The 25,943-nt window shown below is 60.5% G+C and carries 20 protein-coding genes and 1 CRISPR repeat array (1 of these 21 running past the window's edge); of the genes, 18 read left to right on the top strand and 2 right to left on the bottom strand.

Annotated elements, in window-relative coordinates; genetic code table 11:
- Nucleotides 1-550 precede the first annotated feature (550 nt).
- Nucleotides 551-3,151, top strand: a complete 2,601-nt coding sequence (locus tag KF841_08590; protein ID MBX3395413.1) for a protein kinase — start codon at nt 551-553, stop codon at nt 3,149-3,151.
- Nucleotides 3,152-3,192: 41 nt separating this feature from the next.
- Here KF841_08590 and KF841_08585 read toward each other — a convergent pair whose 3' ends face one another.
- Nucleotides 3,193-4,002 (bottom strand): CPBP family intramembrane metalloprotease, encoded by an 810-nt coding sequence (locus KF841_08585; GenBank protein MBX3395412.1) that lies wholly within the window; start codon nt 4,000-4,002, stop codon nt 3,193-3,195.
- 227 nt (nt 4,003-4,229) lie between these two features.
- On the opposite strand from KF841_08585, the gene KF841_08580 reads away from it, so the two are divergent.
- The 7 genes from KF841_08580 to KF841_08550 all read left to right on the top strand — a co-directional run bounded on the left by KF841_08580 (nt 4,230) and on the right by KF841_08550 (nt 10,630).
- Complete coding sequence (locus KF841_08580) at nt 4,230-4,940, top strand: endonuclease III domain-containing protein (GenBank protein ID MBX3395411.1); 711 nt, start codon at nt 4,230-4,232, stop codon at nt 4,938-4,940.
- A 630-nt stretch (nt 4,941-5,570) separates the two neighbouring features.
- Nucleotides 5,571-7,124 carry a histidine ammonia-lyase gene (gene hutH, locus KF841_08575; GenBank protein ID MBX3395410.1) on the top strand — a complete coding sequence of 518 codons (1,554 nt, stop codon included), beginning with the start codon at nt 5,571-5,573 and terminating at the stop codon, nt 7,122-7,124.
- Between the two features lie 145 nt (nt 7,125-7,269).
- A complete protein-coding gene (locus tag KF841_08570) occupies nt 7,270-7,431 on the top strand; it encodes a hypothetical protein (protein MBX3395409.1) in 162 nt (53 codons plus the stop codon).
- Nucleotides 7,432-7,574: 143 nt separating this feature from the next.
- On the top strand, nt 7,575-7,712 hold the full coding sequence (locus KF841_08565; GenBank protein ID MBX3395408.1) for a hypothetical protein: 138 nt from the start codon (nt 7,575-7,577) through the stop codon (nt 7,710-7,712).
- 38 nt (nt 7,713-7,750) lie between these two features.
- Nucleotides 7,751-7,888 carry a hypothetical protein gene (locus tag KF841_08560; protein MBX3395407.1) on the top strand — a complete coding sequence of 46 codons (138 nt, stop codon included), beginning with the start codon at nt 7,751-7,753 and terminating at the stop codon, nt 7,886-7,888.
- A gap of 136 nt (nt 7,889-8,024) precedes the next feature.
- Nucleotides 8,025-10,052, top strand: a complete 2,028-nt coding sequence (locus KF841_08555; GenBank protein ID MBX3395406.1) for a glutamate synthase — start codon at nt 8,025-8,027, stop codon at nt 10,050-10,052.
- A 44-nt stretch (nt 10,053-10,096) separates the two neighbouring features.
- The gene (locus KF841_08550) at nt 10,097-10,630 is read left to right on the top strand and encodes a hypothetical protein (GenBank protein ID MBX3395405.1); all 534 of its coding nucleotides are present in this window, start codon (nt 10,097-10,099) and stop codon (nt 10,628-10,630) included.
- Nucleotides 10,631-10,761: 131 nt separating this feature from the next.
- Here the strand turns inward: KF841_08550 and KF841_08545 are convergent, their stop codons facing one another.
- Nucleotides 10,762-11,724, bottom strand: a complete 963-nt coding sequence (locus KF841_08545; GenBank protein MBX3395404.1) for a TlpA family protein disulfide reductase — start codon at nt 11,722-11,724, stop codon at nt 10,762-10,764.
- A 264-nt stretch (nt 11,725-11,988) separates the two neighbouring features.
- On the opposite strand from KF841_08545, the gene acnA reads away from it, so the two are divergent.
- The 10 genes from acnA to cas2e all read left to right on the top strand — a co-directional run bounded on the left by acnA (nt 11,989) and on the right by cas2e (nt 23,798).
- The gene (gene acnA, locus KF841_08540; protein ID MBX3395403.1) at nt 11,989-14,712 is read left to right on the top strand and encodes an aconitate hydratase AcnA; all 2,724 of its coding nucleotides are present in this window, start codon (nt 11,989-11,991) and stop codon (nt 14,710-14,712) included.
- A 381-nt stretch (nt 14,713-15,093) separates the two neighbouring features.
- The gene (locus tag KF841_08535) at nt 15,094-15,768 is read left to right on the top strand and encodes a hypothetical protein (protein ID MBX3395402.1); all 675 of its coding nucleotides are present in this window, start codon (nt 15,094-15,096) and stop codon (nt 15,766-15,768) included.
- A gap of 102 nt (nt 15,769-15,870) precedes the next feature.
- The gene (locus tag KF841_08530) at nt 15,871-16,140 is read left to right on the top strand and encodes a hypothetical protein (GenBank protein MBX3395401.1); all 270 of its coding nucleotides are present in this window, start codon (nt 15,871-15,873) and stop codon (nt 16,138-16,140) included.
- A gap of 209 nt (nt 16,141-16,349) precedes the next feature.
- Complete coding sequence (locus tag KF841_08525; protein MBX3395400.1) at nt 16,350-16,649, top strand: hypothetical protein; 300 nt, start codon at nt 16,350-16,352, stop codon at nt 16,647-16,649.
- Entirely contained in the window at nt 16,624-16,902 is a 279-nt protein-coding gene (locus KF841_08520) for a hypothetical protein (protein MBX3395399.1), read from the top strand. Before KF841_08525 ends, KF841_08520 begins: the two co-directional genes overlap by 26 nt.
- 52 nt (nt 16,903-16,954) lie before the next feature.
- The gene (locus KF841_08515; GenBank protein MBX3395398.1) at nt 16,955-18,859 is read left to right on the top strand and encodes a type I-E CRISPR-associated protein Cse1/CasA; all 1,905 of its coding nucleotides are present in this window, start codon (nt 16,955-16,957) and stop codon (nt 18,857-18,859) included.
- 66 nt (nt 18,860-18,925) lie between these two features.
- The gene (locus KF841_08510) at nt 18,926-20,557 is read left to right on the top strand and encodes a type I-E CRISPR-associated protein Cas7/Cse4/CasC (GenBank protein MBX3395397.1); all 1,632 of its coding nucleotides are present in this window, start codon (nt 18,926-18,928) and stop codon (nt 20,555-20,557) included.
- On the top strand, nt 20,554-22,446 hold the full coding sequence (gene cas5e / locus KF841_08505) for a type I-E CRISPR-associated protein Cas5/CasD (GenBank protein ID MBX3395396.1): 1,893 nt from the start codon (nt 20,554-20,556) through the stop codon (nt 22,444-22,446). Before KF841_08510 ends, cas5e begins: the two co-directional genes overlap by 4 nt.
- Before the next feature lie 99 nt (nt 22,447-22,545).
- Nucleotides 22,546-23,514, top strand: coding sequence for a type I-E CRISPR-associated endonuclease Cas1 (gene cas1e / locus KF841_08500; protein MBX3395395.1), 969 nt, complete (start codon nt 22,546-22,548; stop codon nt 23,512-23,514).
- Nucleotides 23,511-23,798: a type I-E CRISPR-associated endoribonuclease Cas2 gene (gene cas2e / locus KF841_08495; protein MBX3395394.1), complete on the top strand. Its 288-nt coding sequence runs from the start codon at nt 23,511-23,513 to the stop codon at nt 23,796-23,798. The genes cas1e and cas2e overlap by 4 nt, the downstream gene beginning before the upstream one ends.
- Nucleotides 23,799-23,806: 8 nt before the next feature.
- A CRISPR array of direct repeats spans nt 23,807-25,943; the repeat unit is 29 nt; unit sequence GATGTCCCCACGCACGTGGGGGTGAACCG (it continues 152 nt past the right edge of the window).

Here is a 25,943-nt window from a genome sequence, read left to right as displayed (position 1 = left end):
AAAGTGACAGCAAGTAGCCAGTAAGCCTTCGCCGGCCGTCTGAATCTAAAAAGGGAATTGGGGTGAATACTCGATGGAAGGAGAATCATAGCGGTGTATGGTAGGTGTTATGGGTTCATTCCTCAACGCATCCGAAAAAAAACAAGTGATTGAATGTTCATACTCCTATTTATTGCTCAGCGCTTCCGATCGATCGCAGTCGCCGATTGCTTGATGATCCGCCCGGGGATGCCGAGGTATCGGCGCTGGCCGGGACTGGCGTTCGAAAGTTCGACTCACTCTGGACTTATGAAAGTTGGTTTGCCTAGAATAATCGGATGATCGATGGGCTTCTCGCGCCAGTCGATGGTTAAATCCGTCGAATAATCCGCGTGCTTGAGTGCTCATCACCGTCCACGACACCAGCGAAACATCGGTCGCGAAACGCACTTGAGTTAGGCATACCAGCCCGGACCGAACCGAGCGTCATCGACGTGCCACGGCCGGGGAGCGCATCTGATACTGGGAATGATGGGGGCTGGGCGTCTGGCGAAGCCCGGTTACGTTAGTCATGGCAGATATCTGGAACGATAATCCTCCACCCGATTCGTCGGAGTTCCCGAAACCTCCCGCGCCCCTGTCTTCCACCACACCGCAGGGCGCGGAGCGCGCGCTGGTTGCTCGAGGTATTCCTTTCGGCAGCGGGCTGGGCAAGTACAGAATTCTCGATCGAATCCGCAACAGCCATCACGCGATCATCTACAACGCGCGCGACGCGATGCTCGACCGCCTTGTCGTGATCAAACAGCTCAATCCCGGACTCCTCGATGATCCGCTGGCGTGCGGCGACTTCAAGCGCGAAGCGCAGCTTCTGGCGCGCGTGCCGAAGGATGCCCGAAACGTCGTCGGCATCCATGAACTGATCGCGGACGATCAGGGTTTGTTCATCGTTGAGGAGTTCGTCAGCGGCGACTGGCTCGAGTCCCTCATCTCCAAACGAAAGGTCGGCCCGGCCGATGCGCTGCGGCTGCTCAAGTACGGCTGTCTCGGACTGCGTTCGCTTCATTCGCGAAAAATCGTGCACCGGGATATTGTGCCTTCCAACCTGCTGATGTCTCCGAACGGGCAGGTTCGGATCGCGAATTTTTCGTGTGCCGTGCATGAAGGCGATCACACTCCGCCTCCGGTCATTCAATTCAAGTATGCCGCGCCCGAACTGCAAATGGGGATGCCCCACGATGACCGCGTGGACATCTACGGCCTTGGCGTATCGGTGTACGAGGTTTGCGTCGGCCGCCGGGCACTGCACGCACACTTCGCGCACATCACTCGCGATCCGCTGGGCGCAGCCGAACGCTGGAGACAATGGCACTGTGACATGAGTGCGGCACTTCCGAAGGCCAGCGCTCTGAATCGGGCCGTGCCGCCGGCACTTGCCGTGATACTCGCGAAGATGACGGCGAAGGACATCGACGAACGATATGCGACGGCCGAGGAGGTGCTTCAGGACATCATCCGGAAGTTCAACGCGCCTCGCGCGAACGCGTCACCGACGGTGGGCCGGACCGCGTTGTCGCATGTTGTCGAGTCGCGATCGGAATTGCCCGGCACAGCCAATCAGGCAAAAACCGGCGGCCCGCCCTCGTTGCTCCATCTTCTGCCGACGCAGGCCACGACGACAACCCATCGCATTAGTCTCGAATCGGCTCCGGAACCCGCAGCCAAGCAGGTCGCGCCGGTCATTCGTCACGCCAAGTCCGCGCCGGCCGCCGCGGCGAACCGCACTTCGACCGAATCGACCGCGCAAAGCCGCCGCGGCGTAGTGATCGACCGAACCGAGAAGTTGACGCAACGCCCAGCCGTCGGAGCTTCGACTTCAGCAAGTGCCGCGCCGGCGACACGCTCCACGCCCATCGCGACCGAGCGTGCATCGATCCGCTCGCACAAGACCGGGCCGGTCAAACGCCGTGTTTCGGAGCCGCAGCAGATTCCGATTCCGGCGCCGACCGAAGATCCGCCGAAGCGGAAACGTCCGATTCTGATTCCGGTCGCCGCGACGATCATGCTGCTGATCGCGGGGTATATGGGCAGCAGAGCGTGGTGGAACGAACTGGCCCACCGCCCGGCCCTGAGCAGTCTGCAATCGAGGATCGAAGATGGCCTTCGCTTGTACCATCAAGAGCAGTATGAACAGGCCGGCGCGGAATTTCTGGAGGTAATCGTCGCGGCGTCGAGTGACCCGGAACTGGCATCCGCAAAGGATCAGGCTGAGACCATGCAACTGCTGGTCGAGGGCGAAGTGGCATTTCGCAATGACCAACTCGATCGGGTTGAGCGAATGCTGGACGAAGCACGTCTGCGCGGGAGCGATCTGCCGGCGTTCGCGTCGTTGAGCAATAAGCTGAAAGCCAAGCGCCGCGCGATTCGCCTGGCGTCCGAGGGAATCAAGGCGGCGGAGTCCGGCGATTTCGAAGAAGCGGAGGACCGGCTGCCGGCATACGAAGCCAGCGCCAGCGTCGCGGGGCTGGATCCCGCTTCGCTTCGCGAAGCAGTCCAGCGAGAGCGGGAAGATCGCGATTACGGCGAAGCGCTCCAGCGAGCCCGAAAAGCGCTCGCGGAGAACGACTTCGATGCGGCGCAACTTGCCTGCCGTGAAGCAATCCTCATTCGGCAGACCGACGCGACTCGTCAGCTTGCGAAGGACATTGCAGACGGTCGAACTCGATATAGCTGGATGGTTCGCGGCGATAAGGCGATGCAGGAGCGAGACTATTCCGCAGCGGAGTCGGCATACCAGTCGGCGAATGCGATCGATCCGTCTGAACAGGTTGAGGCCAAGCTGAAAATGGCGTCGTCGATGCGACTGTATAACGAAGCTCGCGACGCGATCAAGTCCGGCGATTTGCTTGAGGCAAAGAAGAAGCTGGACAATGCCCTCTGGAAATATCCGAACAAACAGGCCCGCGCGAAGCTGATCGCGCTTTCCAAGGCCTTCGATGCGGCGGCACTCGTGGCCAACGCCGACCAGGAACTGAAAATGGGCAACATCGCCGAGGCGATTCGATTGTACGAGAAGGCGATTCCTGACCTGGTTGCTCCCGCGGACGACATTGCGAAATCAAAGCTGCAGGCCGCCAAACGGCAGGCATTGATTCAGGCAGACAAGAACTGAGTCGGGCAGGCCTGATCGCATGACGGCGAACGCCCGGCGAATCAGCCACTGGCGAGAAACGCGAACACGTCGTACATCGTGTGACATCCCACCGCCAACCCGAATCCGCGAAATGCGAAAATCGCCGCGAGATATGCTCCGGCGAGCGTTCGAAAAGCAAACTCGCCCGCCGTATAAGTCAAATCCGAGCCGATGGGCGGGTAGTGATGCAGCGCGAAAAGCAGCGATGAGACAATGATCGCCACCGCAACGCCGGCCACCTTCTTCATTCCGCAGATGTCAATCAAGAGCAGGTTCAGCAGTCCGATGATGATCAGGCGGAACACCAGTTCCTCGTAAATTCCCGCGCCGACGCTGAGCAGCAATTCAATGACGGCGCGCGGCGGCTCTCCAACCGCGTCGGGGGGCACGGTATGCGCGACGGCCTGAAGCCCTCCGGTAAGCTGATTGTTAAAGAGCAGGAGCGGCATCGCGAGCAAGACGCTTTCACCCGCCATTCCGGCAAGCGGCTGCAACGTGACCTTCCAGGGATTTCGCGTGGCGACATGCCATGCCAGCAGAACAACAACCAGCACCGCACCGGGAAGGTATGCGCCGGTGCCACCGAACAGACTGAAAAACCAGAGGATCAGTTCCTCGGCGGCGAGCGACGGACGCATGTTGACCGGGCGGTCGGCGTAGAACAGCGCCATTCCCACTTCGTAGGCGATTACCAATGGCAGGAGAAAGACAAGACACTGAAGCGGCCGATGCGTGACATCCAGATAAGCACTGGATAGCTCGGAGCGCGTACGCCGGGTTCGGCGTGCCTGAGTCTTCGGGGGTGTGCGCTTCGTCACTCGCTTTCGCATCTTGCTCCATCAAGAGTCGGCATGGGTGTTTGCCGAGGAAGTTCACTGCGTCAGGCATGCCCACGCAGTTCGGCCGAAACACGGTGGACCTGCATTTCAGATTCCGGACGGGGCGGGATTCGGCGAAGCGAATATCCCGGGCAGGTCCGGATTCTCAATTTCGCCCACGTTCGCATCGCACTTCCGTGTGCTCCCGGACAGCCGACGGTAGAATTCTGTGCCATTCAATGGCGCGACGCAACCTTCAATCATCGAGGCATGACAACACCCGCTCGAGGAGGAATGTTCGGACCACCGTCGAACGAATATTCGACGCGCTGTATGAGGCGTACGGACCGCAGCACTGGTGGCCCGGGGAGTCTCCCAATGAGATCGTAATCGGCGCGATCCTCACGCAGAACACAAGCTGGAAGAACGTCGAGAAGGCGATTGTCGCGATGCGCTCCGCCGGGCTGATCGACTGGCGCCGGTTGCACGATATTCCGACGGACGAACTGGCTCCGATCATCCGGTCGGCGGGGTATCACAACCTCAAGGCGCGACGGCTGAAGAATTTCGTGGAGTGGCTCTGGCTGCGTTACGGTGGGCGGCTTGAAGGCCTTCGCGACGTTCCATCGGCCGAGCTTCGTGCGGCTCTGCTCGAGATCAACGGGATCGGGCCGGAAACAGCGGACTCGATTCTGCTTTATGCGCTTGACCGGCCTTCATTCGTGGTTGACGCATATACAGGCCGAATCGCACGGCGTCATGGGCTCATCGGCGAATCGCACGACTACGCTGCGCTCCAGGCACTCTTTGAAAAGAACGTTCGCCCGGATGTGAAGCTTTTCAATGAATATCACGCGCTAATCGTTGCCGTGGGAAAACGGCATTGCGGCCCCACGGCGCGGTGTGACGGATGCCCACTCGCGCGGTTTGCCCATGATGAGACGAAGTAGCCAGCCTGATCGACGCGGTTCAACCGGCGAGGAATCCGCCGAGCAATCGGGACATGTCGAAATGAAACGGAGTAGCCCGCCGATCGAAGCGATCCGACGGAATCAAAGCCTCCACGGCCCCGACCTAAAAGCGAGATCGGGCTACGATCGAATGGTGAAAAAGACGGGATCGTCGCTCAGGACATGGTCTTGTTCTTGTAAATCTTGTAGCCCACCAGGACAACAATAATCCCAACGAGACCAACCCAGCTATACCACTCCATCACGAACATGCCCTGGGCCAACATCAGCGCATCGTTGATCATCGCATCACTCCTCGAATGCGGTCCAAGCTATCTATCTGAATCCACGCCGCGCATAGGCGCGACAGAAAACATCACCCTTGTCGGACGTCGCGGAAGCCGCCTCGGAGCGGCTCCCCAACGCGCCTTATACGTCCGGCGTCGGACGCCTGTCAAGCCGAGGCGACCGCCGACGGAAGCGAGCGATATTCCCTCCGTATGCTCCCCGGAAACGCGGCTTGCGACATGGGATCCACTCATCACCGTCTCCGAAACCGTGGTTCCGCCAAGCGCCGGCGCAAGCATTCGACCGTGCCCGGCCGCACGCCCGATGCTATACTGGCCAACCATGATTCCCAGGTCCGATGTCGCAGCACCGTCGCCCCGGCCGCTCACGATCGGTGACGCTCCGATCTCACTCGATGACCTCGATGCGTGCCTGGGCAGGCCCCTGGTCGTCACAATTTCGAACGCGGCCATGGGACGCCTGAACTCCGCGCGGGAGATTGCCGAACGGTTGATCTCCACGGGACGATCCATCTACGGAATCAATACGGGGTTCGGAAAGTTATGCAATGTCCGCATCAGTTCGGACGATCTCGCACGCCTGCAGCAAAACCTGATCGTTTCGCACGCGGTCGGTGTCGGTCCGCCGGCGCCGCCGGAGATCGTTCGGTGGATGCTGCTTCTGAAGGCGAACGCGCTGCTCGCCGGAGCCAGCGCGATCAGCCCGGATTGCGTGCGATGCCTGGTCGACCTATTGAACCATGACTTACTGCCCGTTGTTCCGACACGCGGCTCTCTCGGTGCAAGCGGCGATCTGGCGCCGCTTGCGCACCTTGTCCTGCCGCTCATCAACCGAGGCGAGGTGATCGAACACGGCGAGGTCGTATCAGCCCAGGCGGCCATGCAACGCAACCGCATCGCCCCGGCTTCACTCGGACCCAAGGACGGACTCGCGCTGATCAACGGCACACAGTTTATGCTGGCGTACGCGGCAGAGGTGATCGTTCGCGCGCGTCGCCTGGCCAGACATGCGGACCTCATCGCGACGCTTTCGCTGGAAGCCTATCAGGGCAGCCTGGCGCCGTTTCGAGCGGAGCTCGTCAGTTTGCGCCCACACCCCGGCATTCTTGAGACGGCGGAAAATGTTCGACGCCTGATGGCTGACAGCGAGATACTCAAATCGCACGCGAACTGCGACAAGGTGCAGGACCCTTATAGTCTTCGGTGCATCCCGCCCGTTCACGGCGCCTGCCGGGATGTGGTTCGACAGGCGGCCGCGACGGTTGAGATTGAGCTCAACAGCGTCACGGACAACCCGGTGCTGGTTGATGAGGAGTTCATCAGCGGCGGGCTGTTTCACGGCGAGCCACTGGCGTTGGCGCTCGATCATCTTGCGATGGCGCTTTCTGAGTGGGCAAACATTTCGGAACGGCGGACTTACATGCTGCTTCATGGGCCGGATGGCCTACCGCCGCTTCTGATGAAGGATACGGGACTTAACAGCGGCTTCATGATCCCGCAGTACACGGCGGCCGCGCTGGTCAACGAATGCAAGGTGCTCTGCACGCCGGCGAGCATTGACTCGATTCCGAGCAGCCTTGGGCAGGAAGATCATGTCAGCATGGGCGCGACGAGCGCGCTGAAGTGTCGGCAGGTTCTGGAAAATGCGGAAACGGTCCTCGCGATTGAGATGCTCTGCTCCGCCCAGGCGCTGGATTTTCGATTGCCGACTCAGCCGGGCATCGGACCGCGAATCGCGCTCGAGACCATTCGCAAGACAATTTCGCACGCGGAGGAGGACCGCGAATTCCGCAGTGACATCGCCGAATCGCTGGCGATCCTTCGCAGGCAGGACGCCCTTTCCGCGGTGGAAGCGGTTGTCGGCCCGCTCAAGTAAATCGGGCCGGGGCTCGACGATCGTAGCGGGTCGGGGAATCGGGGGTGCATCGAAGACCCGAGGAGGATATGCGATTCACAATCGGCGACCTGGCCGGTTATAATCGCCGGTCAAACCGACGACTGTAATCACGGAGACCATCACGATGAACAATGCAGAAGGCGGCATCTGTTTCCTGTTAAATCTCTTCCTGTCGACGCCTCAGCGCGTCTTCGACTTCTTTACCGGGTGGATTTTCGACCTGTTCAATATCGCAAGCCCGAACTTCCTGCGATTGATCGGCGATATCTTCACCTGCGGATTCTGATCGCATCTGAGAGTCCGTGCCGTATGCCGGCACGACCTGCGGGGATTTAGCAAGAACCGTGCGCGATCTCAGATTGACGACGTCAATCCGCCGATTCAGTCATTGACCGCGTGCCTTGGATTCGACCTCCGGGGAGCTTGAGCATGACAATCTTCTGCACGCTTGTGAGTCTTTTCTTCGGGCTGCCGCAGGCGGTGATCGACTTCGTTTACGATCTCATCGGGCTGAATTCGCCCGACCTGACATACGGGATTGGTTCCATTTTCGGCTGCAACCTTTAGCGGTTTCGCGGCCCAGTACATGACCAAGGAGAATTTTAATGAGCTTTCTCTGCACGCTGATCGACCTGTTTTTCCTTCTGCCGCAGTTTCTGGCCAACAACATCTACGGATTTTTCGGTGCGACCATTCCGGATGTGAGCGCTGCCTTCGATGCGATCTTCGGCTGCGCGGCCTGATCGGACGAACTGGTCAGAATGATCGTCTCATACTGAGAGATTGATCGAGGACTCGTCCGAGTCGACCTGATCTGCGACCAGCGCCGAATGCGCCACGGTGCGCATGGCGTTTCATTCTGCGCGGAGGCGCCACAACATGGCCGAACTTGTGCCCGCGCCATTTTCGGAACTTGTCCACCGAGTGGTGCTGGAACTGCGAAGTGACGATGCGGTATTCCTTCTGCCCCGACGCAAATGGTGGACGCCCGATCCAGACGGACCGAACCTGTCGGTGCGATTCCATGAGAACCCGGCAGGCACACCTGTCGGCCCGGCCGCCGGTCCGCACACGCAAATGGCACAGAACCTGGTGCTTAGCTGGCTTGCCGGCTCGCGTATCCTCGAACTGAAGACGGTGCAAATCAATGATCGGTTGAAGATCGGCCGACCGTGCATCGATGCGACCAACATCGGCTACAACATCGAATGGTCGCAGGAATTGAGAATTCAGGAAGCCCTCCGGGAGTATGTCGCCGGCTGGATGCTGATTCAGATGCTCGCTCGCGGCGGCCTCCTTTCGAATTCGCCGATTGCCTCGCACGCGACGGAAACCATATTCGACCTGAGCGTCGGCTACGATCTGGCGGGCATTCGATCCTCCCCGGTTACATCGTTCATTCAGTCAATGCGAGATGCTTCGGCGTGGATCGAGCAACTTCGACGCGAGATCCCGAGGGAGTATTCGGCGCTGCGTGACATGCACTTTCCCGCAAAGATCGCGACGAGCATCACGCTGTCCACGTTTCATGGTTGCCCGGCGGATGAGATCGAGCGGATCTGCGAATATCTTATCGCCGAAATGGACTGTGATGTGGTGATCAAGATGAATCCGCCGATGCTCGGGAAAGACCGGTTGGAGCATCTTCTACACGATGTCATGGGCTATGAGGAAATACGGGTACCCGATCACGCCTACGTTAACGGTCTGCAATTCGACGAATCGCTTCGGATCTGCGAGCGACTGACACGGCTCGCGGCCATGCGCGGCCGGCGGCTCGGCGCGAAGTTTTCCAATACGCTCGAAGTGGAGAATCATCGGACTTTTTTTTCGTCCGACAACAAGACGCAGTATCTGTCCGGCCAGCCGCTACATGTCATCACGTTGACACTTGCTGACGAATTCCGAAAGGCTGTCGGTCCGGAATTTCCGCTGACCTTCAGCGCCGGCGTGGACCGGCAGAATTTCACTTCGCTGGTCGCCGCGGGTTTTCGACCGATCACAACCTGCACCGATTTGCTGCGGCCGGGAGGCTACGGGCGATTGCCGCCCTACCTGTCGGAGCTTTCCGCGGCAATGAGACGTCTGAACGCGTCGTGCATCGAGGAGTTCATTGATTCGTCGGCAAATGCGTCGACCTCCGGCACTGAGCACTTGCACGGCGCGGCCGCCGCCGCAGCCAACCTGTCCGCGGCGGCGGCGGCAGCGCGCGCCGATGCTCGCTACCGAGCGGATGCCAACCGGAAGACACCGAAACGCATCGGCACGCATCTGACAACCTTCGACTGCGTGACGTGCGACAAGTGCATTCCCGTGTGTCCCAATGCCGCGAACTTTGTCTATTCGACGGATGCGGTCGTTGTTGAGTTCACTGACTATCGAATCGTGGGCAACGAGCTGAGGTCCGGCGATTCCAAACGCATCGTGGTCGAGAAGGCGGCGCAGATTGCGAACTTCGCGGATTTCTGCAATGACTGCGGAAACTGCGACACGTTCTGCCCGGAATACGACGGCCCGTTCATCAAGAAACCGAATTTCTTTGGAAGCCATGAGGCATGGCGACGCTTCGATCATCGCGACGGTTTTTTCATCGATCTCGCGAACCGGTGTACACCGCAGGTGTTCGGGCGAATCCAAGGCAACACCTACCTGCTCGCGCGTGAATCAGGCTGGGAAGGTATGCGGTTCGAAGACGGGATCGTCTGCCTCTTTGTTCACGGCCGGTCGCACGAGGTCGAACGGTGGTTTGCGTTTGGACCGGCTGACGCCAGCGGGCACATCGTGAACATGACGGCCTATCATACGATGCGCATCCTGATCGACGCACTCCTCAAAACCGACCGTGTCCATCAAATCAACGCCGGATATATCGCAGAACGGCGGGAAGGCGGTCCGAATGCCACTTAACAATCGCTATGGGCGAATCATTACGAACGGTTAAGATTCCCGCCATGTCAGACCGGACGCCGATCGAGCGCGTTTTTGACACGCTGCTATTCATTTCCGTGCCAACCGTGGTCTATGCGATGGCCGCCGTCAGATGGATCATCGATCCGTTTCACATTCGTAACCGAATTGTCGGACGCCTGCTTCCGGAACTGTCGAGATTCCCGTCAGCGACATCGCGTTTCATCGCTCTTCATTCACCCGGGCGGACCGGCATTCTGGTGCAGGTGATTCTGACCGGCGCGGCGGTCCTGATGTTGTCGGGCGGGATTTTTTCAGCGATCTGGTGGGCGCCGTCGGTCGCGCGGCATATCACGCCCATGACTCCGTCCGTCGTCGCTGTCCTCGCAATTATCACAGCCTGGGTCATGGGCTGGATGGAGATTGCGCGGGTGGCGCTTCTGAAAGAAGAGACGAGAAGATGCCTGCGGCGGCAACTTGTTGCGATCGGGCTTCGAACATGTGTGACCTGCGGCTACAACCTCAAAGGAATCACTTGCGGCCGATGTCCGGAATGTGGCGTCGAGTATGAAAAATAATCGATCGGGATGAAACCGAGCCGCCTCGAAGTTCGCGTCAAAAAAAAGAACGGCCCTGCGAGCAAGTGCAACACAGGGCCGTCGGAAGATTGGATACAGTTATCGGGGATGCGATCTCGGATAACCGGTCGTCATGCCTTCTTGGCGGCCTGATCTTCGTACTCTTTAAGCGCCTTCTTCAATCCTTCCAGCATCCGGGCATCCTTGCAAAGCTCGATGGCGCGCTTCTGTTCGGCGATCGCCTCTTCGACTTTTCCATCCATGAACAACGCGCGGGCGTAGGTGTCGATGACTGCCGGCTCGCTTCCATTGGTTGCGTCATACGCAAGCTTTGCGGCTTTCACGGCAGTCGCAATGTCCCGATGCTTCACATTTTCATCCGTCAGGATGGTCCAGGAGAACTCATTCATTAGCATGGGATTCTTGCCGCCGTCCTTCAGGATCGAAGTCGCCAGTTTCTTCATCTTCTTGGATTTCTTCGGCATCTTCGCCAGCTCGAAATACTCTTCGAGCTTCATCGCCACCGCCATCATTTTTCGCTGCGCGGCCATTTCCTCGTCTTGCTGCTTCTTGAATTCGGCAACATCCCAGTTCCCATCAATGACTTTCTGGATCGTTTCATCCAAGCCAAACATGGGGTGACCGACCCAGACGATCTGCCCCGACTTGTCGACGATGAAGGCCGTCGGGATGCCTTGCTGTCCGAACGCCTTCATGTACGCGTCGGTGGTTTTCCTGCCGTCGTCACAAGCGACGACATACGCCATCTTGTCTCCCATGTTCTCGACGAACGGCCTGACCTTTTCCGCAGGCTCATCGCTGACCCCGATGAAAACGACACCCTTGTCCTTGAATTTCGTCTGCATCTCGGTCAGGTGGGGAATGCTCGTCCGGCACGGCGGGCACCACGTGGCCCAGAACTCGACCACGTAGATTTTCTTTCCCTTGCCGTCGGCCAGATCCACCGGCTTGCCTTTGACCCAGGTCTTGATATTGAGCGGTGCAGCCTGGTCGCCGATTTCGCCAGCCTGAACCACTCCCCCAACCACGACGCCAGCCAGCAGCGCCAAAAATCCGATTCGCATTCGATTCATCTGATGCCCTTTCGTAGGTGAGAAGCCTGCCCACGCGGCCTGTCCCATGCCGCGACCGTCTGGAAGCGTGACCTCCGGGAATCCGAACTGACCTTCTGATGCGGCGGGACGGCCTGCCCGGCGAACCGGCCCGCGCTGACGGCATGATACCGTGCGACCGCCGGGCGCGCCCTGCCCAATTTTCGCCTCTTGGATATAATTCCCACCGAACAAGTTACATCTTCTTGAAACGATCTTCATGCCACGCATTCACGAAGGACTTCCATGACCGCCAAAGCATATCCCGATCCGTACTCGGCGAAAAAGACCCTCCGCACCCTCATGGGGGAAGTCGCCTTTTTCCATCTTGCAAGGTTGGCCGACGCCGGTGTCGGCGACATCTCCCGGCTTCCTTTTTCCATCAAGATTCTGATTGAGAATGCCCTTCGGCATTCGGGAGACGGCATCGTCCACCCGGACGATGTCCGGAAGCTGGCGAACTGGAACGCCGCCAGACCGGCCGAGGATGAAGTGCCCTTCACCCCGGCCCGCGTCGTGCTTCAGGATTTCACCGGCGTTCCGGCCGTCGTGGATCTCGCGGCCATGCGCTCGGCCATGATGCGGCTGGGCGGCGATCCGAATCGCATCAATCCGCTCGTGCCGGTTGACCTCGTCATCGACCATTCGGTGCAGGTGGATGTCTTCGGCAGTTCGCAGTCACTGGCGCTGAATGAAGACATCGAGTTCGCGCGGAACCGCGAACGGTACGAATTCCTTCGCTGGGGGCAGCGCGCGTTCAACGGCTTCCGTGTTGTTCCGCCCGCGACCGGCATTGTCCACCAGGTGAATCTCGAGTATCTCGCAAAGGCCGTCATGACGCGACAGGTCGACGGCACGCTCTACGCGCTGCCTGATACGCTGGTCGGCACCGACAGCCACACGACCATGATCAACGGCCTCGGCGTGCTCGGATGGGGCGTCGGCGGCATCGAGGCCGAGGCGTGCATGCTGGGCCAGCCGATCTACATGCTCGCTCCGGAAGTCATCGGCTTCAAGCTCTCCGGCCGATTGCCCGAAGGCGCCACGGCGACGGACCTGGTCCTCACGGTGACGGACATGCTTCGCCGCAAGGGCGTCGTCAACAAGTTCGTCGAATTTTTCGGAGACGGCCTTGCGGATCTGGGCCTCGCCGACCGGGCGACGATTGCCAACATGGCGCCCGAATATGGCGCGACGATGGGCTTTTTCCCGATCGACGACGAAACACTGTCCTACCTGCGCCGCACCGGCCGCTCGGAGGCGGAGGTCGATCTGGTCGAGCGATACTGCAAGGAGCAGGATCTCTTCCGGGTGAACGGCCGTCCGGATCCGATCTTCACTGACACGCTCCACCTCGAGCTCTCCACCATCGAGCCGAGCCTCGCGGGTCCGAAGCGCCCGCAGGACCGCGTGCGCCTGTCCGAGCTGAAGTCCGAATTTCGCAAGTCGCTCACCGCCCCGATCAAAAACCGGGGCTACGAACTGGCCGCGGAGGATGCCGCGCGTCGCGTGACCTTCAGGGACAACGGACATTCATGCGAGATCGGCCACGGCGCGGTTGTCATCGCCGCGATCACCAGTTGCACGAACACCAGCAATCCCAGCGTCATGCTTGCGGCCGGCCTGCTCGCCCGGAAGGCTGTCGAGAAGGGTCTGACGGTCAAGCCCTACGTCAAGACGAGCCTGGCGCCGGGCTCGCGCGTCGTGACCGATTATCTGGACAAGGCCGGGCTCTCGCCCTATCTGGACAAGCTCGGGTTCTACACGGTCGGCTACGGCTGCACGACCTGCATCGGCAACAGCGGACCGTTGCCGGAGGCGGTGGCCGAGGTGGTGACGAAGAACAATCTCGTCGCGTCGAGTGTGCTGAGCGGCAACCGCAATTTTGAAGGGCGCGTCAGCCCGCAGGTGAAGGCGAACTTCCTGGCGTCTCCGCCGCTGGTCGTGGCCTACGCCATCGCGGGGACGACCGACATCAACCTGACGACCGATCCACTCGGAACCGACAAGGCCGGCAAGCCGGTCTATCTCCGCGATATCTGGCCGACCAACGCCGAGGTGACCGAGACGGTTTCGCGGTGCGTGACGGCCGAGATGTTCAAGCATCGGTACAGCAACGTCTTCGACGGCAACGACAAGTGGAATCGCATCGCGGTCGCCGAGGGCGCGGTGTATGACTGGAATCCCGGCAGCACCTACATTCAGGAGCCGCCGTTCTTCGTCGATCTGAGCCGGGAGCCCGCGCCGATTCAGCCGATCGCGAATGCCCGCGTGCTCGTCATGGTGGGCGACAGCGTGACGACCGACCACATCTCCCCGGCGGGCAACATTGCGAAGGAAAGCCCGGCCGCGAAATTCCTCATGGAACACGGCGTGCAGCCGAAGGACTTCAACAGCTATGGCGCTCGCCGCGGCAATGACAGAGTCATGACACGCGGCACGTTCGCCAATGTGCGGCTGCGCAACCTGCTGGCGCCCGGCACCGAGGGCGGCGTAACGCGGCACCTGCCTTCCGGCGAGGTGATGAGCATTTACGACGCCTCGCTGAAGTACAAGGCGGCCGGCACGCCGCTGGTCGTTCTGGCCGGCGCGGAGTATGGCACCGGTTCGTCGCGGGACTGGGCGGCCAAGGGCCCGTTCCTGCTGGGCATCCGGGCGGTGATCGCGACGAGCTACGAGCGCATCCACCGCAGCAACCTGGTCTTCATGGGTGTGCTGCCGCTGCAGTACCTGGAGGGTCAGTCGCGTGAGTCGCTGGGCTTGTCGGGCGAGGAGGTCTTCTCGATCCAGGGTCTTGATGATTCGCTGCGGCCGCGGCGGAAGCTGACGGTGATCGCGAAATGCCCGAAGCAGTCGAAGCCGGACATTTCCTTCGAGGCCGTCGTGCGAATCGATACGCCGGTGGAGATCGAGTACTACCGCAACGGCGGCATTCTTCAGACGGTGCTGCGCAAGATGATGAAGGCGTGAGCCGGGGCGGTTCGGGTGTGGTGAATCGGCGGCGTTCCCGGGCGCGATGGCTGGGTTCCGGCGCGGGGTTCCGGCATTCCGGCGCGGGGTGCCGCCGGTCCGTCGCGGGGTGCCGCCGGTCCGTCGCGGGGTGCCGCCGGTCCGGCGCGGGGTTCCGGCATTCCGGCGCGCGGTTCCGGCATTCCGGCGCGCGGTTCCGGAAAGGCCGGATCGCTCCGGGCCCGGGCCTTCACCGATAAAATCCCGCGTGCCCATCGCGCGGCAGCCCATCGCGGCCGCGCCGCCCGTTTTTCAGCCCGTCCGGCTGTTTCTGCGCCGCCCGGCCGCAAGTCGCGGTCCGATCGGGCCGACACATCCCATCGAAAGGTGGGTGCCGCCGCGATGCCACACGATTTCATTCCCGACGCCGACGGCCTTTTCAACCGCTGGCAGATCAATTTTGTCACCTATGCCCTGGACCACCATCGCGCCCTGGGTCTGACCAGCGAGCAGATCGACGCCCTCGGCGAGGGGCAGCGTGAATGGATCAAGGCGTATGATGCCCTCGTCGCCGCGCGGGCGGCGTTTGAGAGCGCGGCCGCCGCGAAGGCGGACAGCCGCCGCGCGCTGGTCGGCACGATCCGGGAGATTGCCGGTCAGCTTCGGGTCCGGCCGGAGGTGGATGCGTCGGCCCGTGCGGCCCTGGGTCTGACACTGCCCGACGCCTATGCGGCGCCATCCGGCGATCCGCAGACCTTCCCGCTGCTGCGGATTGACGCGGGGGAGCGGCTGGAGCATGTCATTCATTTTGTCGATTCGGCGACGCCGCAGCGGCGGGCGCGTCCGCGCGGGATTGCCGGTCTGGAGCTGCGCGGGGCGGTGAGGCCGGCGGGCGACGGTCCCCCGGCGGATCCCGGCGACTATGCGTTCATCCGCCTGGCGACGCGGACGCCGTCGCCGGTGATTTTTTCGGGTTCGAGTGCCGGCCAGACGGCATGGTACGCGGCGCGGTGGCTGTCGACGCGCGGGCGTCCCGGCCCGTGGGGGCCGACTTCGTCCGCGACGATCGGGGGCTGAGGCGCGGCGATGTCTCGAGAGTGACAGTTTCTGTCACTGCGGCCATTTCACAGCTTGAAATCGCAGCGGGGCGCCGTCAAGATCCGGGACGGAGGGCCACCGATGATCAACCGCCACGACGAGCCGGACGCAACACGACACGAAGACCCGTCGAATCCCGCGGGCGTGTTCAACCTGCTGGATGAAGCCTGGATCCCGGTGCTGCGAGCGAATGGGCGGTTCGAGCGGCTGGGCATTCGCCGATGCAAGAGCAAAGTGCACCACCATTATGCTGCTGCCTGGCGCAGTCGCCCGAGCAACAGCACAATGATGGAACCTGTCGACGAGCGTTATGCTCCCCCACAGGAGTGGGGATCGAGGTTGCACCTCTGAATAGAACAGACCCGCCCTCGGTTCACCTCCACTGAGGTGGAGATACAATGCTGGGCAATCTCCATCGGGAAACAAACTAACAGTGTCTATCGAAAAATTCAAGCGAATTTAATTGAATAGGGCAGGTATCTTCTATTATTAATCCCGTCATTCGATCGCCGGAGCCGCACTAAATCGGGTACAGGGCAAATCAACTATGGAGGTTCAAAATGATGCTCGACCAAATCAAGATTTACGAAACCATTCAGGATCAAATTAACCGCCCAGGCCCGCAGCGCTGGCTACGCGCAGCGCGGCACGACCCGGACGATGCGGCCAACCAAATTTTTTGCGAGCTGTTCGATCGCCCTACCACGGCGCTGGCACGAATTGTTAATCCAGACGCCTACATTGGCACCGTCGTGCGTCACGCGGTGTCGAAAATGGCGAAGCGCGCTTTCGACGAATCAAAAAAAAATCGACCACTGAACCCGGAGAATTTTGATGCACGGCACGACGAGGATTTTTGACGGCACCATGACATTGGTTAGCGCCAGCGAGACTCCACTGGCAAACGCGATTCGGAATGAGCAAATAGATCGCATTTTGAAATTGCCATCAGAGGAGCGTGATGATTTATTTGCGTACATCGGAGAGCCGGTGGTTCTGGGCAAACCTGTCACATATCTGAAGTATGCGCATTTTCGTGGCGTCGCGCCCTCGACACTCCGGGACCGCACCAAAAAACGGTTAGACGCCTTTGTAGATGCGCTGAATCGGTAGAATATTGGCTCATGCGAAGAGGACCGCCACTCCACTCGGAGGAAAGGAAAAAATGCCTTCATTCAGTCTCGTCTCATCGCCGTGGATTAGCGTCACACTGATTGATGGACAGAGTCGAGTTTGTTCGCTCAAGGAACTTCTTGCCGATGCTCATGCAATCGCGCGAATCGGGGAATCGTCTCCGCTGATCAACGTCGCAATGCTGCGGTTTCTCATCGCGCTTGTTAGCGATGGACTTAGGGATCGCGTTGGCTGTGAAGAAGATTTGATCAGACTTACTGCCCGCACCGAAACAGGGCTTCAGAGCGACGCGGTCGCGGCGATCATCGCGCCGCTGGAGACTGCGACGGCTCGCGACGGTGGTTCTCAGGCATCGTACTTCGACGCAGAGGTAATTAAGAATATTCCCGGCTGGGATGCGCCCAACACGCCACAATCGGCATCCCAACTGCTCGCTGAGATTCCATCCGGCACCAATATCGTCCACTTCAACCACGCCTACGACGCCGATCCGCCGCTGTGTGTCGGTTGCATGCTCAAGGGCAGGCTGGCTGAATCCGCCTTCGCCCGCGGCGGCCTCGGTCCGGCGATTAGCCGCAATCTGCTCTCAACCATCGGCGGAAGCGAGCCGCGCTATGTCATTCCTTATGCCGACACACTGCTCAAAACGCTGCTCCTCAATCTTATTGTCGGCGATCGCGGCCGACCTTCGTGGGTCGCGATCCACGGTCGCGCGGATGGCGTGCCGGGGCCCGTCGCTCGGATGACCTGGCGGCCTCGCCTTGTGACGCCCGTATCGAACAGTCAAAGTGATGAGCCTTGCTGCCATTGCGGCGAAAGCCATTTCGATCGATTCACCAAGGTTGTTGTTGCTGACACTTACAACCATGCAAATAGCCCGTATGGCGCTAAGCAGGACGTCGAACAGTGGAAATCGTCGCCGGACGACCCCCACCTGATTCCCTCGAACAAGGACACGTTCAATCTCGGAGGCGATTTCGAATTCTGGCCCGTCCGTGCGATCACGCGTTGGCTCACGGAGCCCGGACGCGTGGGGTGGAATCGCATGATTAAACGAGCGCACCACTTGAAATCCGACATTTCGGTCGTCGTAACATCGAGCGCCGGCAACCAAGCCAAAATCGACGACGCCCCTATTGCCGAATACGCAATCCCATCCAAGTTGATGGCTCAGCCATCGGTGAAGCTTGACGCGACGGCCGAGGCGTTAGTGAAGTTCTTTGACAAAGAACATGCGGCGAAGCGTCGCCAACTGTCGCTCGCCCAAGTCCTCGATACGTGGGTTGCAATTGCGACTGATGATGATCCGAATGCCTATCTATCGCAATGGGCGAGTGAGACCAAACCGAATGAAGACGACAAATACGGCGTTCGATCAGTTGACACCGCCGAGGTGAATACAATTCTGTATGCCGCCGCGCGAGCACTGGTCAAGCAAATGGAGAGCCTACCTGACCTTCAGCGTCAGGCATGGTCGATGACGAATGTTACCGCCGGTGCGGCGACGATGGAGCGGCAGGCGGCCATGACATTTGTTTGGCAACAATCGCGGATCGAATCGGGGCATCGCCGTCACGCGCTCCGGGAGGCGGTCGCGGCGATCCTACCAATCTACTCCGCACACCATGTGCAGGCGTGGAAGCATGAACCCGTCCCCGGCGCGACGTTCCGCACGCTTGCTAATCAGCAAGTTGCCGAAGATCGTCAAGGCGGCGTTCGCGGCGGCGGCCGATTTCGCAGACTTCTCGCCGAAGTGGTTACTGCCCCGCATGCAGCCCGGCAAGGGGCATTGAGCCGCCTCTTTTCCGCCATCACTGAGACACCAACGACCCCACAGCCGCCTCGAATAGACTTCGCCGATCTGCTTGTAGAACTGTCGAAGTGGCATGATCCGATTGATCCGACTCCCGCGCGCTGGCGAACAATTCTGGCCTAGCGGCGCCAAGGGTTCACAGATTGACTTCCGTTGTTCCGATTTCATTTCGGAGAGAAAGGACCTTATATGTTGATTGAATTTCACGTCATTCAGGAATTCGGACCGTCCAACCTCAATCGCGACCAGGAGGGTCGGCCCAAGAAGGCATTCTACGCCGGATCGGAACGGCTCCGTATCAGCAGCCAGTGCCTCAAGCGGGTTATCCGACAACCGAGACGCCCAGATCAAGACGACCGAACTCTCGGAGTATTCGAACAAACTGTGGGCTCGGCAAACTTCGGAGTTCGAACGCGACTCTTGCCCGAGCGCGTCGCGGCCGCGTGGCAGGCCGAATTCGGAGCGGACGACAAGAACGTTGAAGGCATCAAAGCCGCCGTTTCCATCATTGCTCAGAAGGACAGTAAGCAGGACGAAGTCAGGCCGGACGGCAAGGTGCGAACACCACAGGCGATTTATCTCGATCTTGATCGCGAAGTGGAGCGCATCATCGCGATTCTGAAGGACCTGAAGGCCAAGGATAAGCTTGACGATCTCGCCGATCCTGCGCAGATATTCGCCGACAATCTCGGCGACGCGGCCAAGAAGTTGCAGTGGCCGAAATCGAGCCCGGAGAAAGACATCGCCTGGGCATCTGTTCGTGCGCACTGGCCCATGATTCAATCTGTTGTCGAGGCAATGGATGTCGCCGACCGACCCGACGGCTTCGAGCCGTCGACTGAAGCCGAAAAGCTCACACCGAGTTACGATCTCGCATACTGGCTGCTTCGGGTGATTCTCAAGCTCCGGGAAAACGAAGCGTATGAAGATGAAGCCGCGCTCTCCAAATCGTTAAAACCTGAGCGCGGGGCGAAGAAAGTCAGCGGCGCAAAGGTGACTCTGGCCGATTCGCTCAAATGCACCTCGGACCGCCCGATTTCGGCCGCCGACATCGCGCTTTTTGGACGGATGACCACTTCCGATGCCTTCCGCGACATCGAAGCCGCCTGCCAGGTCGCTGACGCCATCAGCACCCATCCGGCCTATCCCGAATATGATTATTTCACCGCTGTCGACGACTTGGCGACTGATGCCGGCGCTGCGCACTTGGGTGAATCGCAGTTTGCGTCCGCCGTCTTTTACAAATATCTCTCGGTCGATCACACGGCCCTGTGTCGCAACCTCGGCGCTGAAATCCCGGATGACAAGAAGGATGATGAGTTCTTTCATGCAGCGGCCGCCAAGGCGAACGATGTCGCGGCGAAATCAATTGAGGGGCTGCTTCGGGCGCTTATGCTCAATGTTCCGCGAGGCAAAATCAACAGCCACGCTCAAAACCAGCAACCGAGTCTCATCCTTGTCGAAGTGAAGCAGGCGCACGTTGCCACCAGCTACCTTACGGCCTTCCACGATCCCGCACGCGCCGGCGAACGAGAGAATGGGACCACGGAAACCCTTCTCACCGACAGCATCCGAAAACTGCTGGCGTTCGCGCAATATCGCAATCGAAAAATGGCGGTCGATGGCACCCAACGATTTCTCTTCATAAACGATCCTGATTGCGAGCAGGCAGTCGAACGGCTTCGCAACGACCTAAAGAAGGGGAATCAATCGCCTCTGACGGATGATGAGTTCTTCAGCGACTCCACGCTCAAGAGTTGCGACGCCTTCAATGACCTTGTGGCGGCAGTCAACGCGGCCGTCGCGGGAGGCAGGAAATGACGACGACACGCATCGAAAGTGGCGAGACTTCCTCGCTTTACTTGCGTCTGGAGGGCCCGATGCAAAGTTGGGGCAGTCGAGCAATCGGACGCGTCCGGCGCACCGAAGCGTTTCCAACAAAATCTGGCGTCATAGGCTTGCTTGGGGCAGCCTTGGGATTGACTCGCCGGAGCCTGAATTCTCGTTTGGTTGCGTTCAATGCCCTGACAATGGCGGTCCGCATTGATCGCGCGGGTCGCTGCGACGAGGATTACCAGACGGTGGGAGCAGGCATCGGCATCTTGTCGGCGGACGGTAAAATAAAACGTACGGGCAGTACTGGCGAAGTCGAGGCGATCATCTCGCCCCGCGAGTTTCTATTCGACGCCAGTTTTCTAGTAGTGTTGCAGGGCGAACCCCAGCTGATTCGCAATCTGGCGGAAGCCCTGCGCTCTCCGATCTGGCCGCTATATCTGGGTCGCAAGCGCTGCGTGCCCTCCGAACCAATTTACGCGGGAGTGCGTGACGACTTGGACCTGCCAACTGCGATCAAGCAGGACGGGCCCGAGGATAGGGCTTCACTTCCCCTGGATGTCGGTGAGGAAGTGCGCGTAGTCTGCGATCTTCTCGATGTGGACACCTTCAGTAAAATGTTTGGCGATCAAACAACCACATCGCCAAGCGACTTTGCGCGCGCAAAGGTGTACCTATCTGACCGTATCGAGCGAGTCGATCCGCCGGTTCACACGGGTCGAGTCGCCCTCGACTTCATGATTCCCAGACCCGATAGTAAATTGGAGCGGCCTGATCTGACTTGTCCCTACTACGGTGCGCCTCCCACCCCAATCGAAATGTCCGGCATGGTCAAGGCGAAGAAGGCTGCCCGCGACAAAGCGGGGCCCAAGGGGGTCGGACGCTGCATCTTCTGCCACTTCGTTCCAAATCACCCGAAAAATCTGCACGCCCACCACATCACCTATCGGCGACACGGCCGTGAGACCGTAACCGAGGATCACCGCAGCACAGAGAGGGATGATCTGGTCATGCTCTGCAATGAATGCCATGCTGCGGTCACAATGATCGAGTACCAGCGCGGATACGGCATTGATCGTGTCGATCCTCGCAATCCGATGTGGCAACATCGCATTTTCGCGGCCCGCGAACAACTGCGTCGAAACTCTCCGATCAGTGTGCAGCCAGTTGGGGCGCATACGACGGAATGTGAATTGATCGAGTCGACGATTCCATTGTTGGCTGGCGACGCCTATGATGCCGATTCCCCCGGAAACCGATGGATCGCCAATCGGCAACACGTTCATCAGCGGTTGTCGATGGCATTTCCTGAGGTGGGAAACGAGCTTGCCGCAAGGGGCTATGGTGTCGAGCGGGACAAGGGAAGTTTTTCATTCCGCATACAACGAGGAACGGTTGTCAGCTTGTTGGTTCGCAGCCACATTCGACCCGACTGGTTTCGCGCATTTAACAAGTCTGATTGGCTCGTCGCCAACCGCCTTCCACCGCCCCGTCCAATGACGCTCGCCCAATATGTGTCTGGTAGCGAGTGGAACTTTGAACTGGAAGCGAATCCCGTAAAGCGGCTCCGCACGGACGGTCCAGAAGGTCGCAAGGGGCAGCGCGTGGGCCTTCGCGGTACCGAGAATTTGGAAACATGGTTGAAGAATCGCGCTGTCGAATCGGGCTTTGCCCTCATCGACGGCACCCTAACCATCCTTCCAATAGGACGGATTATTGGCAAACCGAAGCGCGGCGGCGTCCGCCAGTGGGATGGCGTCGAATTTGCTGGTCGGTTGCGGGTGACGGAAGCGGAGAGGTTCGTCAGGACACTGGCTGCTGGCATCGGCCCTGCCAAGGCCTTCGGCTTCGGCCTTCTCTCCATCGCCCCCCTCTAGTGCCACGGTGGCGGCGGTGGCGCGTTAATCCTCAAGCCGCCCCGTCAGCAGCCCGATCTTTGGCAAGTGAATAGCCTTTCGCCGCCATGGGAGGCCGCCATGCGGACCAATCTTCACGACATCGGGCGCTTTGACGACCGCCTCTCGTTCCTCTACGTCGATCGCGCCGTCATCAGGCACAGCGAGAACGCCATCGCCATTCACGAGTTCGATGGTGTCACCGATGTACCGGTCTCTTCCCTCGCCCTGCTCATGCTCGGGCCCGGCACCAGCATCACCCATGAGGCGATTAAATCCCTCGCCGACAACAACTGCCTCACCGTCTGGGCCGGTGAGCTCGGTATCCGATACTACGCCGCCGGCTGCGGCGGCGCCCGTCACAGCCGCAACCTGCTGCGCCAGGCGCGGCTTGCGGCCGACGAGCGGACGCGCCTTCAGGTCGTCATTCGCATGTACTGTTCCCGGTTCGCCGACGACGCGATCGATCCCGATATCACCCTGCAACAGCTTCGCGGCAAGGAGGGAATTCGCGTGCGTCAGGCCTACGCCGAGGCCTCGAAGGCGACCGGCATCCCATGGGAAGGCCGCACATACAAGCGTGAGGACTGGTACGCGGGAAATACCGTCAACCGCGCCCTTTCGGCGGCCAACGCCTGCCTGTACGGCCTTGTCCATGCCGCGATCCTGTCAGCGGGATATTCCCCGGCGATCGGCTTCATCCACACCGGCAAGCAGCTTTCGTTCGTCTACGACGTGGCAGACCTGTACAAGGCGGAATTGACGATTCCCCTCGCGTTCGAACTGGCCGCGGCGCAACCGGAGGATCTCGAGCGCGCGGTGCGCGAGGAAGCGCGGCGGCGGTTCCACGGAGCGAAACTGCTTCAGCGGATCCTCCCCGACATTCGAAAATGCCTGAAAGTCGAGGACGACGAATCGGACGAATTCGTCGAGGATCCCGCCCGGCCGGCCGAGCTCTGGACCCCCTTGGCGGGTGGCGACGTGCCGATCAGGCTGATTCTCTCGTCCGGCGACGGGCCATCGGGCGCGGAAGGAGGCGATGCGGCATGATGGTTCTCATTCTGCACAAGGTGCGCCCGGGCTTTCGCGGGCGTTTGACGCGCTGGCTGGTCCAGCCGCGGACCAACGTGTATGTCGGTCATCCGTCGGCGCGAATCCGGGAGCGGCTCTGGAAAAAGGTCGAGGAGGAGATTGACCTGAAGGGCGGCTCGGCGATTCTGATCCACCCGGACGCCTGCGAACAGGGATATCGGATCGTGACGTATGGCAGGACGCCGCGAATCATGCGAGACTTTGACGGCCTGATTCTTCCCAAAACGCCGAAATCAGCGTAATATCCAGTGATGTCCCCACGCACGTGGGGGTGAACCGGCAGGTCGCACCGAATCCGATATCGCAGCAAAGATGTCCCCACGCACGTGGGGGTGAACCGAACGCGAAATGGAAGGGCCTGTCGTGGAAGAAGATGTCCCCACGCACGTGGGGGTGAACCGGCGAAAGCCGGCGCGGCGGGAATGAAGCTCCAGATGTCCCCACGCACGTGGGGGTGAACCGCGGAGGGCTGCGAATTGGAAATGGGAATAATCGATGTCCCCACGCACGTGGGGGTGAACCGGATGTTGGACGGTCTTAGCAACCAACTGGGAAGATGTCCCCACGCACGTGGGGGTGAACCGCGAACGGAGACACAAAATGAATCGCGAGTATGGATGTCCCCACGCACGTGGGGGTGAACCGAAGGTGAGCCTGCCGCCGGAGACGACGAAATTCGATGTCCCCACGCACGTGGGGGTGAACCGCGCTTAGCGTTTTGGACAGCGTATTAACCGAGGATGTCCCCACGCACGTGGGGGTGAACCGAAGAATGCGCCGATGCGATTATTCGCATCATGGATGTCCCCACGCACGTGGGGGTGAACCGTGTGCGAAAAACAAGGGAAGACGAAAAAGCACGATGTCCCCACGCACGTGGGGGTGAACCGTCGGCGGGATCGGCCAGGTCGGTTGAATCCGAGATGTCCCCACGCACGTGGGGGTGAACCGCATCCAGGATTCGAGTACAAACCGTATGCATGGATGTCCCCACGCACGTGGGGGTGAACCGCGAACGGAGACACCAAAATGAATCGCGAGTATGATGTCCCCACGCACGTGGGGGTGAACCGAACAACTTCGGGCAACAATGGCGGGCGCATTCGATGTCCCCACGCACGTGGGGGTGAACCGCGGACCGAAACGCGAGCGGTGCGAGGGCATGGGATGTCCCCACGCACGTGGGGGTGAACCGGCAATCCCGGCGCTCGCGACCGCCGTGCCATGTGATGTCCCCACGCACGTGGGGGTGAACCGGTTGCAATCGCTCGCCATTCGCCTCTGCAACGGATGTCCCCACGCACGTGGGGGTGAACCGGGCCTGGCGGCGTCCACCTTCGCGTCCCGGCTGATGTCCCCACGCACGTGGGGGTGAACCGGGACCGCGACTCATGAAGCCGGAATTCGACGCGATGTCCCCACGCACGTGGGGGTGAACCGGCGTGCATGACTTGGGCAGACGGCGGCATTGAGATGTCCCCACGCACGTGGGGGTGAACCGCCACGATTCCGCGCCATTCGGCTGGCGTCACGATGTCCCCACGCACGTGGGGGTGAACCAGGGCGCCGCGCCGGGCCGTGGGAAAGGTCAGCGATGTCCCCACGCACGTGGGGGTGAACCGCGCTGGCGATGCTCCGCGAAGCCGGCTGGATGGATGTCCCCACGCACGTGGGGGTGAACCGCTCGGCGAATTCGGAGTCATGTTTTTCCGACAGATGTCCCCACGCACGTGGGGGTGAACCGTGAACGATCCGTGACGGCGTCCAGCACCGCGGCGATGTCCCCACGCACGTGGGGGTGAACCGCTTCGAAGCGGCTAATCGACTGCGATGAAGACGATGTCCCCACGCACGTGGGGGTGAACCGTCGACGAGTCCGTTGGCGGCGGCGATGAGTCCGATGTCCCCACGCACGTGGGGGTGAACCGAACATGCGTCTGATCGTGCGTGCCCGTGCCGCGATGTCCCCACGCACGTGGGGGTGAACCGCGATTGTTCAGGGCGCGTTGACGTGTGGGGTGGATGTCCCCACGCACGTGGGGGTGAACCGAGCGGGGCGGCGCTGAAGCAGGCCGGCGGCTCGATGTCCCCACGCACGTGGGGGTGAACCGCACGCCGAATGGTTTTGCGACCAGCATGAGGGGATGTCCCCACGCACGTGGGGGTGAACCGATCACCGGGTCCGCGGATCCCGGTGGCGCGATGATGTCCCCACGCACGTGGGGGTGAACCGTACCGCGAAATGCAGAAGGCCGCGGCCGATGCGATGTCCCCACGCACGTGGGGGTGAACCGTGGAGCTGAACCTATGATGCCGCTCTCGGAACGATGTCCCCACGCACGTGGGGGTGAACCGTCTGTGGGCAGTGCGACCGACGTTGCGCCGGC

Source organism: Phycisphaerae bacterium (assembly GCA_019636475.1).
In the GTDB taxonomy this organism is placed as follows: domain Bacteria; phylum Planctomycetota; class Phycisphaerae; order UBA1845; family UTPLA1; genus JADJRI01.
The sequence above is the reverse complement of the archived record's forward strand: the minus strand, read 5'-3'. Positions and strand labels throughout refer to the sequence as shown.

Bases quoted from the DNA above. Each gene is read 5' to 3' on its own strand.
- KF841_08590 (MBX3395413.1), top strand. From the start codon at position 551: ATGGCAGATATCTGGAACGATAATCCTCCACCCGATTCGTCGGAGTTC.
- KF841_08585 (MBX3395412.1), bottom strand. From the start codon at position 4,002: ATGCGAAAGCGAGTGACGAAGCGCACACCCCCGAAGACTCAGGCACGC.
- KF841_08580 (MBX3395411.1), top strand. From the start codon at position 4,230: ATGGCGCGACGCAACCTTCAATCATCGAGGCATGACAACACCCGCTCG.
- hutH (MBX3395410.1), top strand. From the start codon at position 5,571: ATGATTCCCAGGTCCGATGTCGCAGCACCGTCGCCCCGGCCGCTCACG.
- KF841_08570 (MBX3395409.1), top strand. From the start codon at position 7,270: ATGAACAATGCAGAAGGCGGCATCTGTTTCCTGTTAAATCTCTTCCTG.
- KF841_08565 (MBX3395408.1), top strand. From the start codon at position 7,575: ATGACAATCTTCTGCACGCTTGTGAGTCTTTTCTTCGGGCTGCCGCAG.
- KF841_08560 (MBX3395407.1), top strand. From the start codon at position 7,751: ATGAGCTTTCTCTGCACGCTGATCGACCTGTTTTTCCTTCTGCCGCAG.
- KF841_08555 (MBX3395406.1), top strand. From the start codon at position 8,025: ATGGCCGAACTTGTGCCCGCGCCATTTTCGGAACTTGTCCACCGAGTG.
- KF841_08550 (MBX3395405.1), top strand. From the start codon at position 10,097: ATGTCAGACCGGACGCCGATCGAGCGCGTTTTTGACACGCTGCTATTC.
- KF841_08545 (MBX3395404.1), bottom strand. From the start codon at position 11,724: ATGAATCGAATGCGAATCGGATTTTTGGCGCTGCTGGCTGGCGTCGTG.
- acnA (MBX3395403.1), top strand. From the start codon at position 11,989: ATGACCGCCAAAGCATATCCCGATCCGTACTCGGCGAAAAAGACCCTC.
- KF841_08535 (MBX3395402.1), top strand. From the start codon at position 15,094: ATGCCACACGATTTCATTCCCGACGCCGACGGCCTTTTCAACCGCTGG.
- KF841_08530 (MBX3395401.1), top strand. From the start codon at position 15,871: ATGATCAACCGCCACGACGAGCCGGACGCAACACGACACGAAGACCCG.
- KF841_08525 (MBX3395400.1), top strand. From the start codon at position 16,350: ATGATGCTCGACCAAATCAAGATTTACGAAACCATTCAGGATCAAATT.
- KF841_08520 (MBX3395399.1), top strand. From the start codon at position 16,624: ATGCACGGCACGACGAGGATTTTTGACGGCACCATGACATTGGTTAGC.
- KF841_08515 (MBX3395398.1), top strand. From the start codon at position 16,955: ATGCCTTCATTCAGTCTCGTCTCATCGCCGTGGATTAGCGTCACACTG.
- KF841_08510 (MBX3395397.1), top strand. From the start codon at position 18,926: ATGTTGATTGAATTTCACGTCATTCAGGAATTCGGACCGTCCAACCTC.
- cas5e (MBX3395396.1), top strand. From the start codon at position 20,554: ATGACGACGACACGCATCGAAAGTGGCGAGACTTCCTCGCTTTACTTG.
- cas1e (MBX3395395.1), top strand. From the start codon at position 22,546: ATGCGGACCAATCTTCACGACATCGGGCGCTTTGACGACCGCCTCTCG.
- cas2e (MBX3395394.1), top strand. From the start codon at position 23,511: ATGATGGTTCTCATTCTGCACAAGGTGCGCCCGGGCTTTCGCGGGCGT.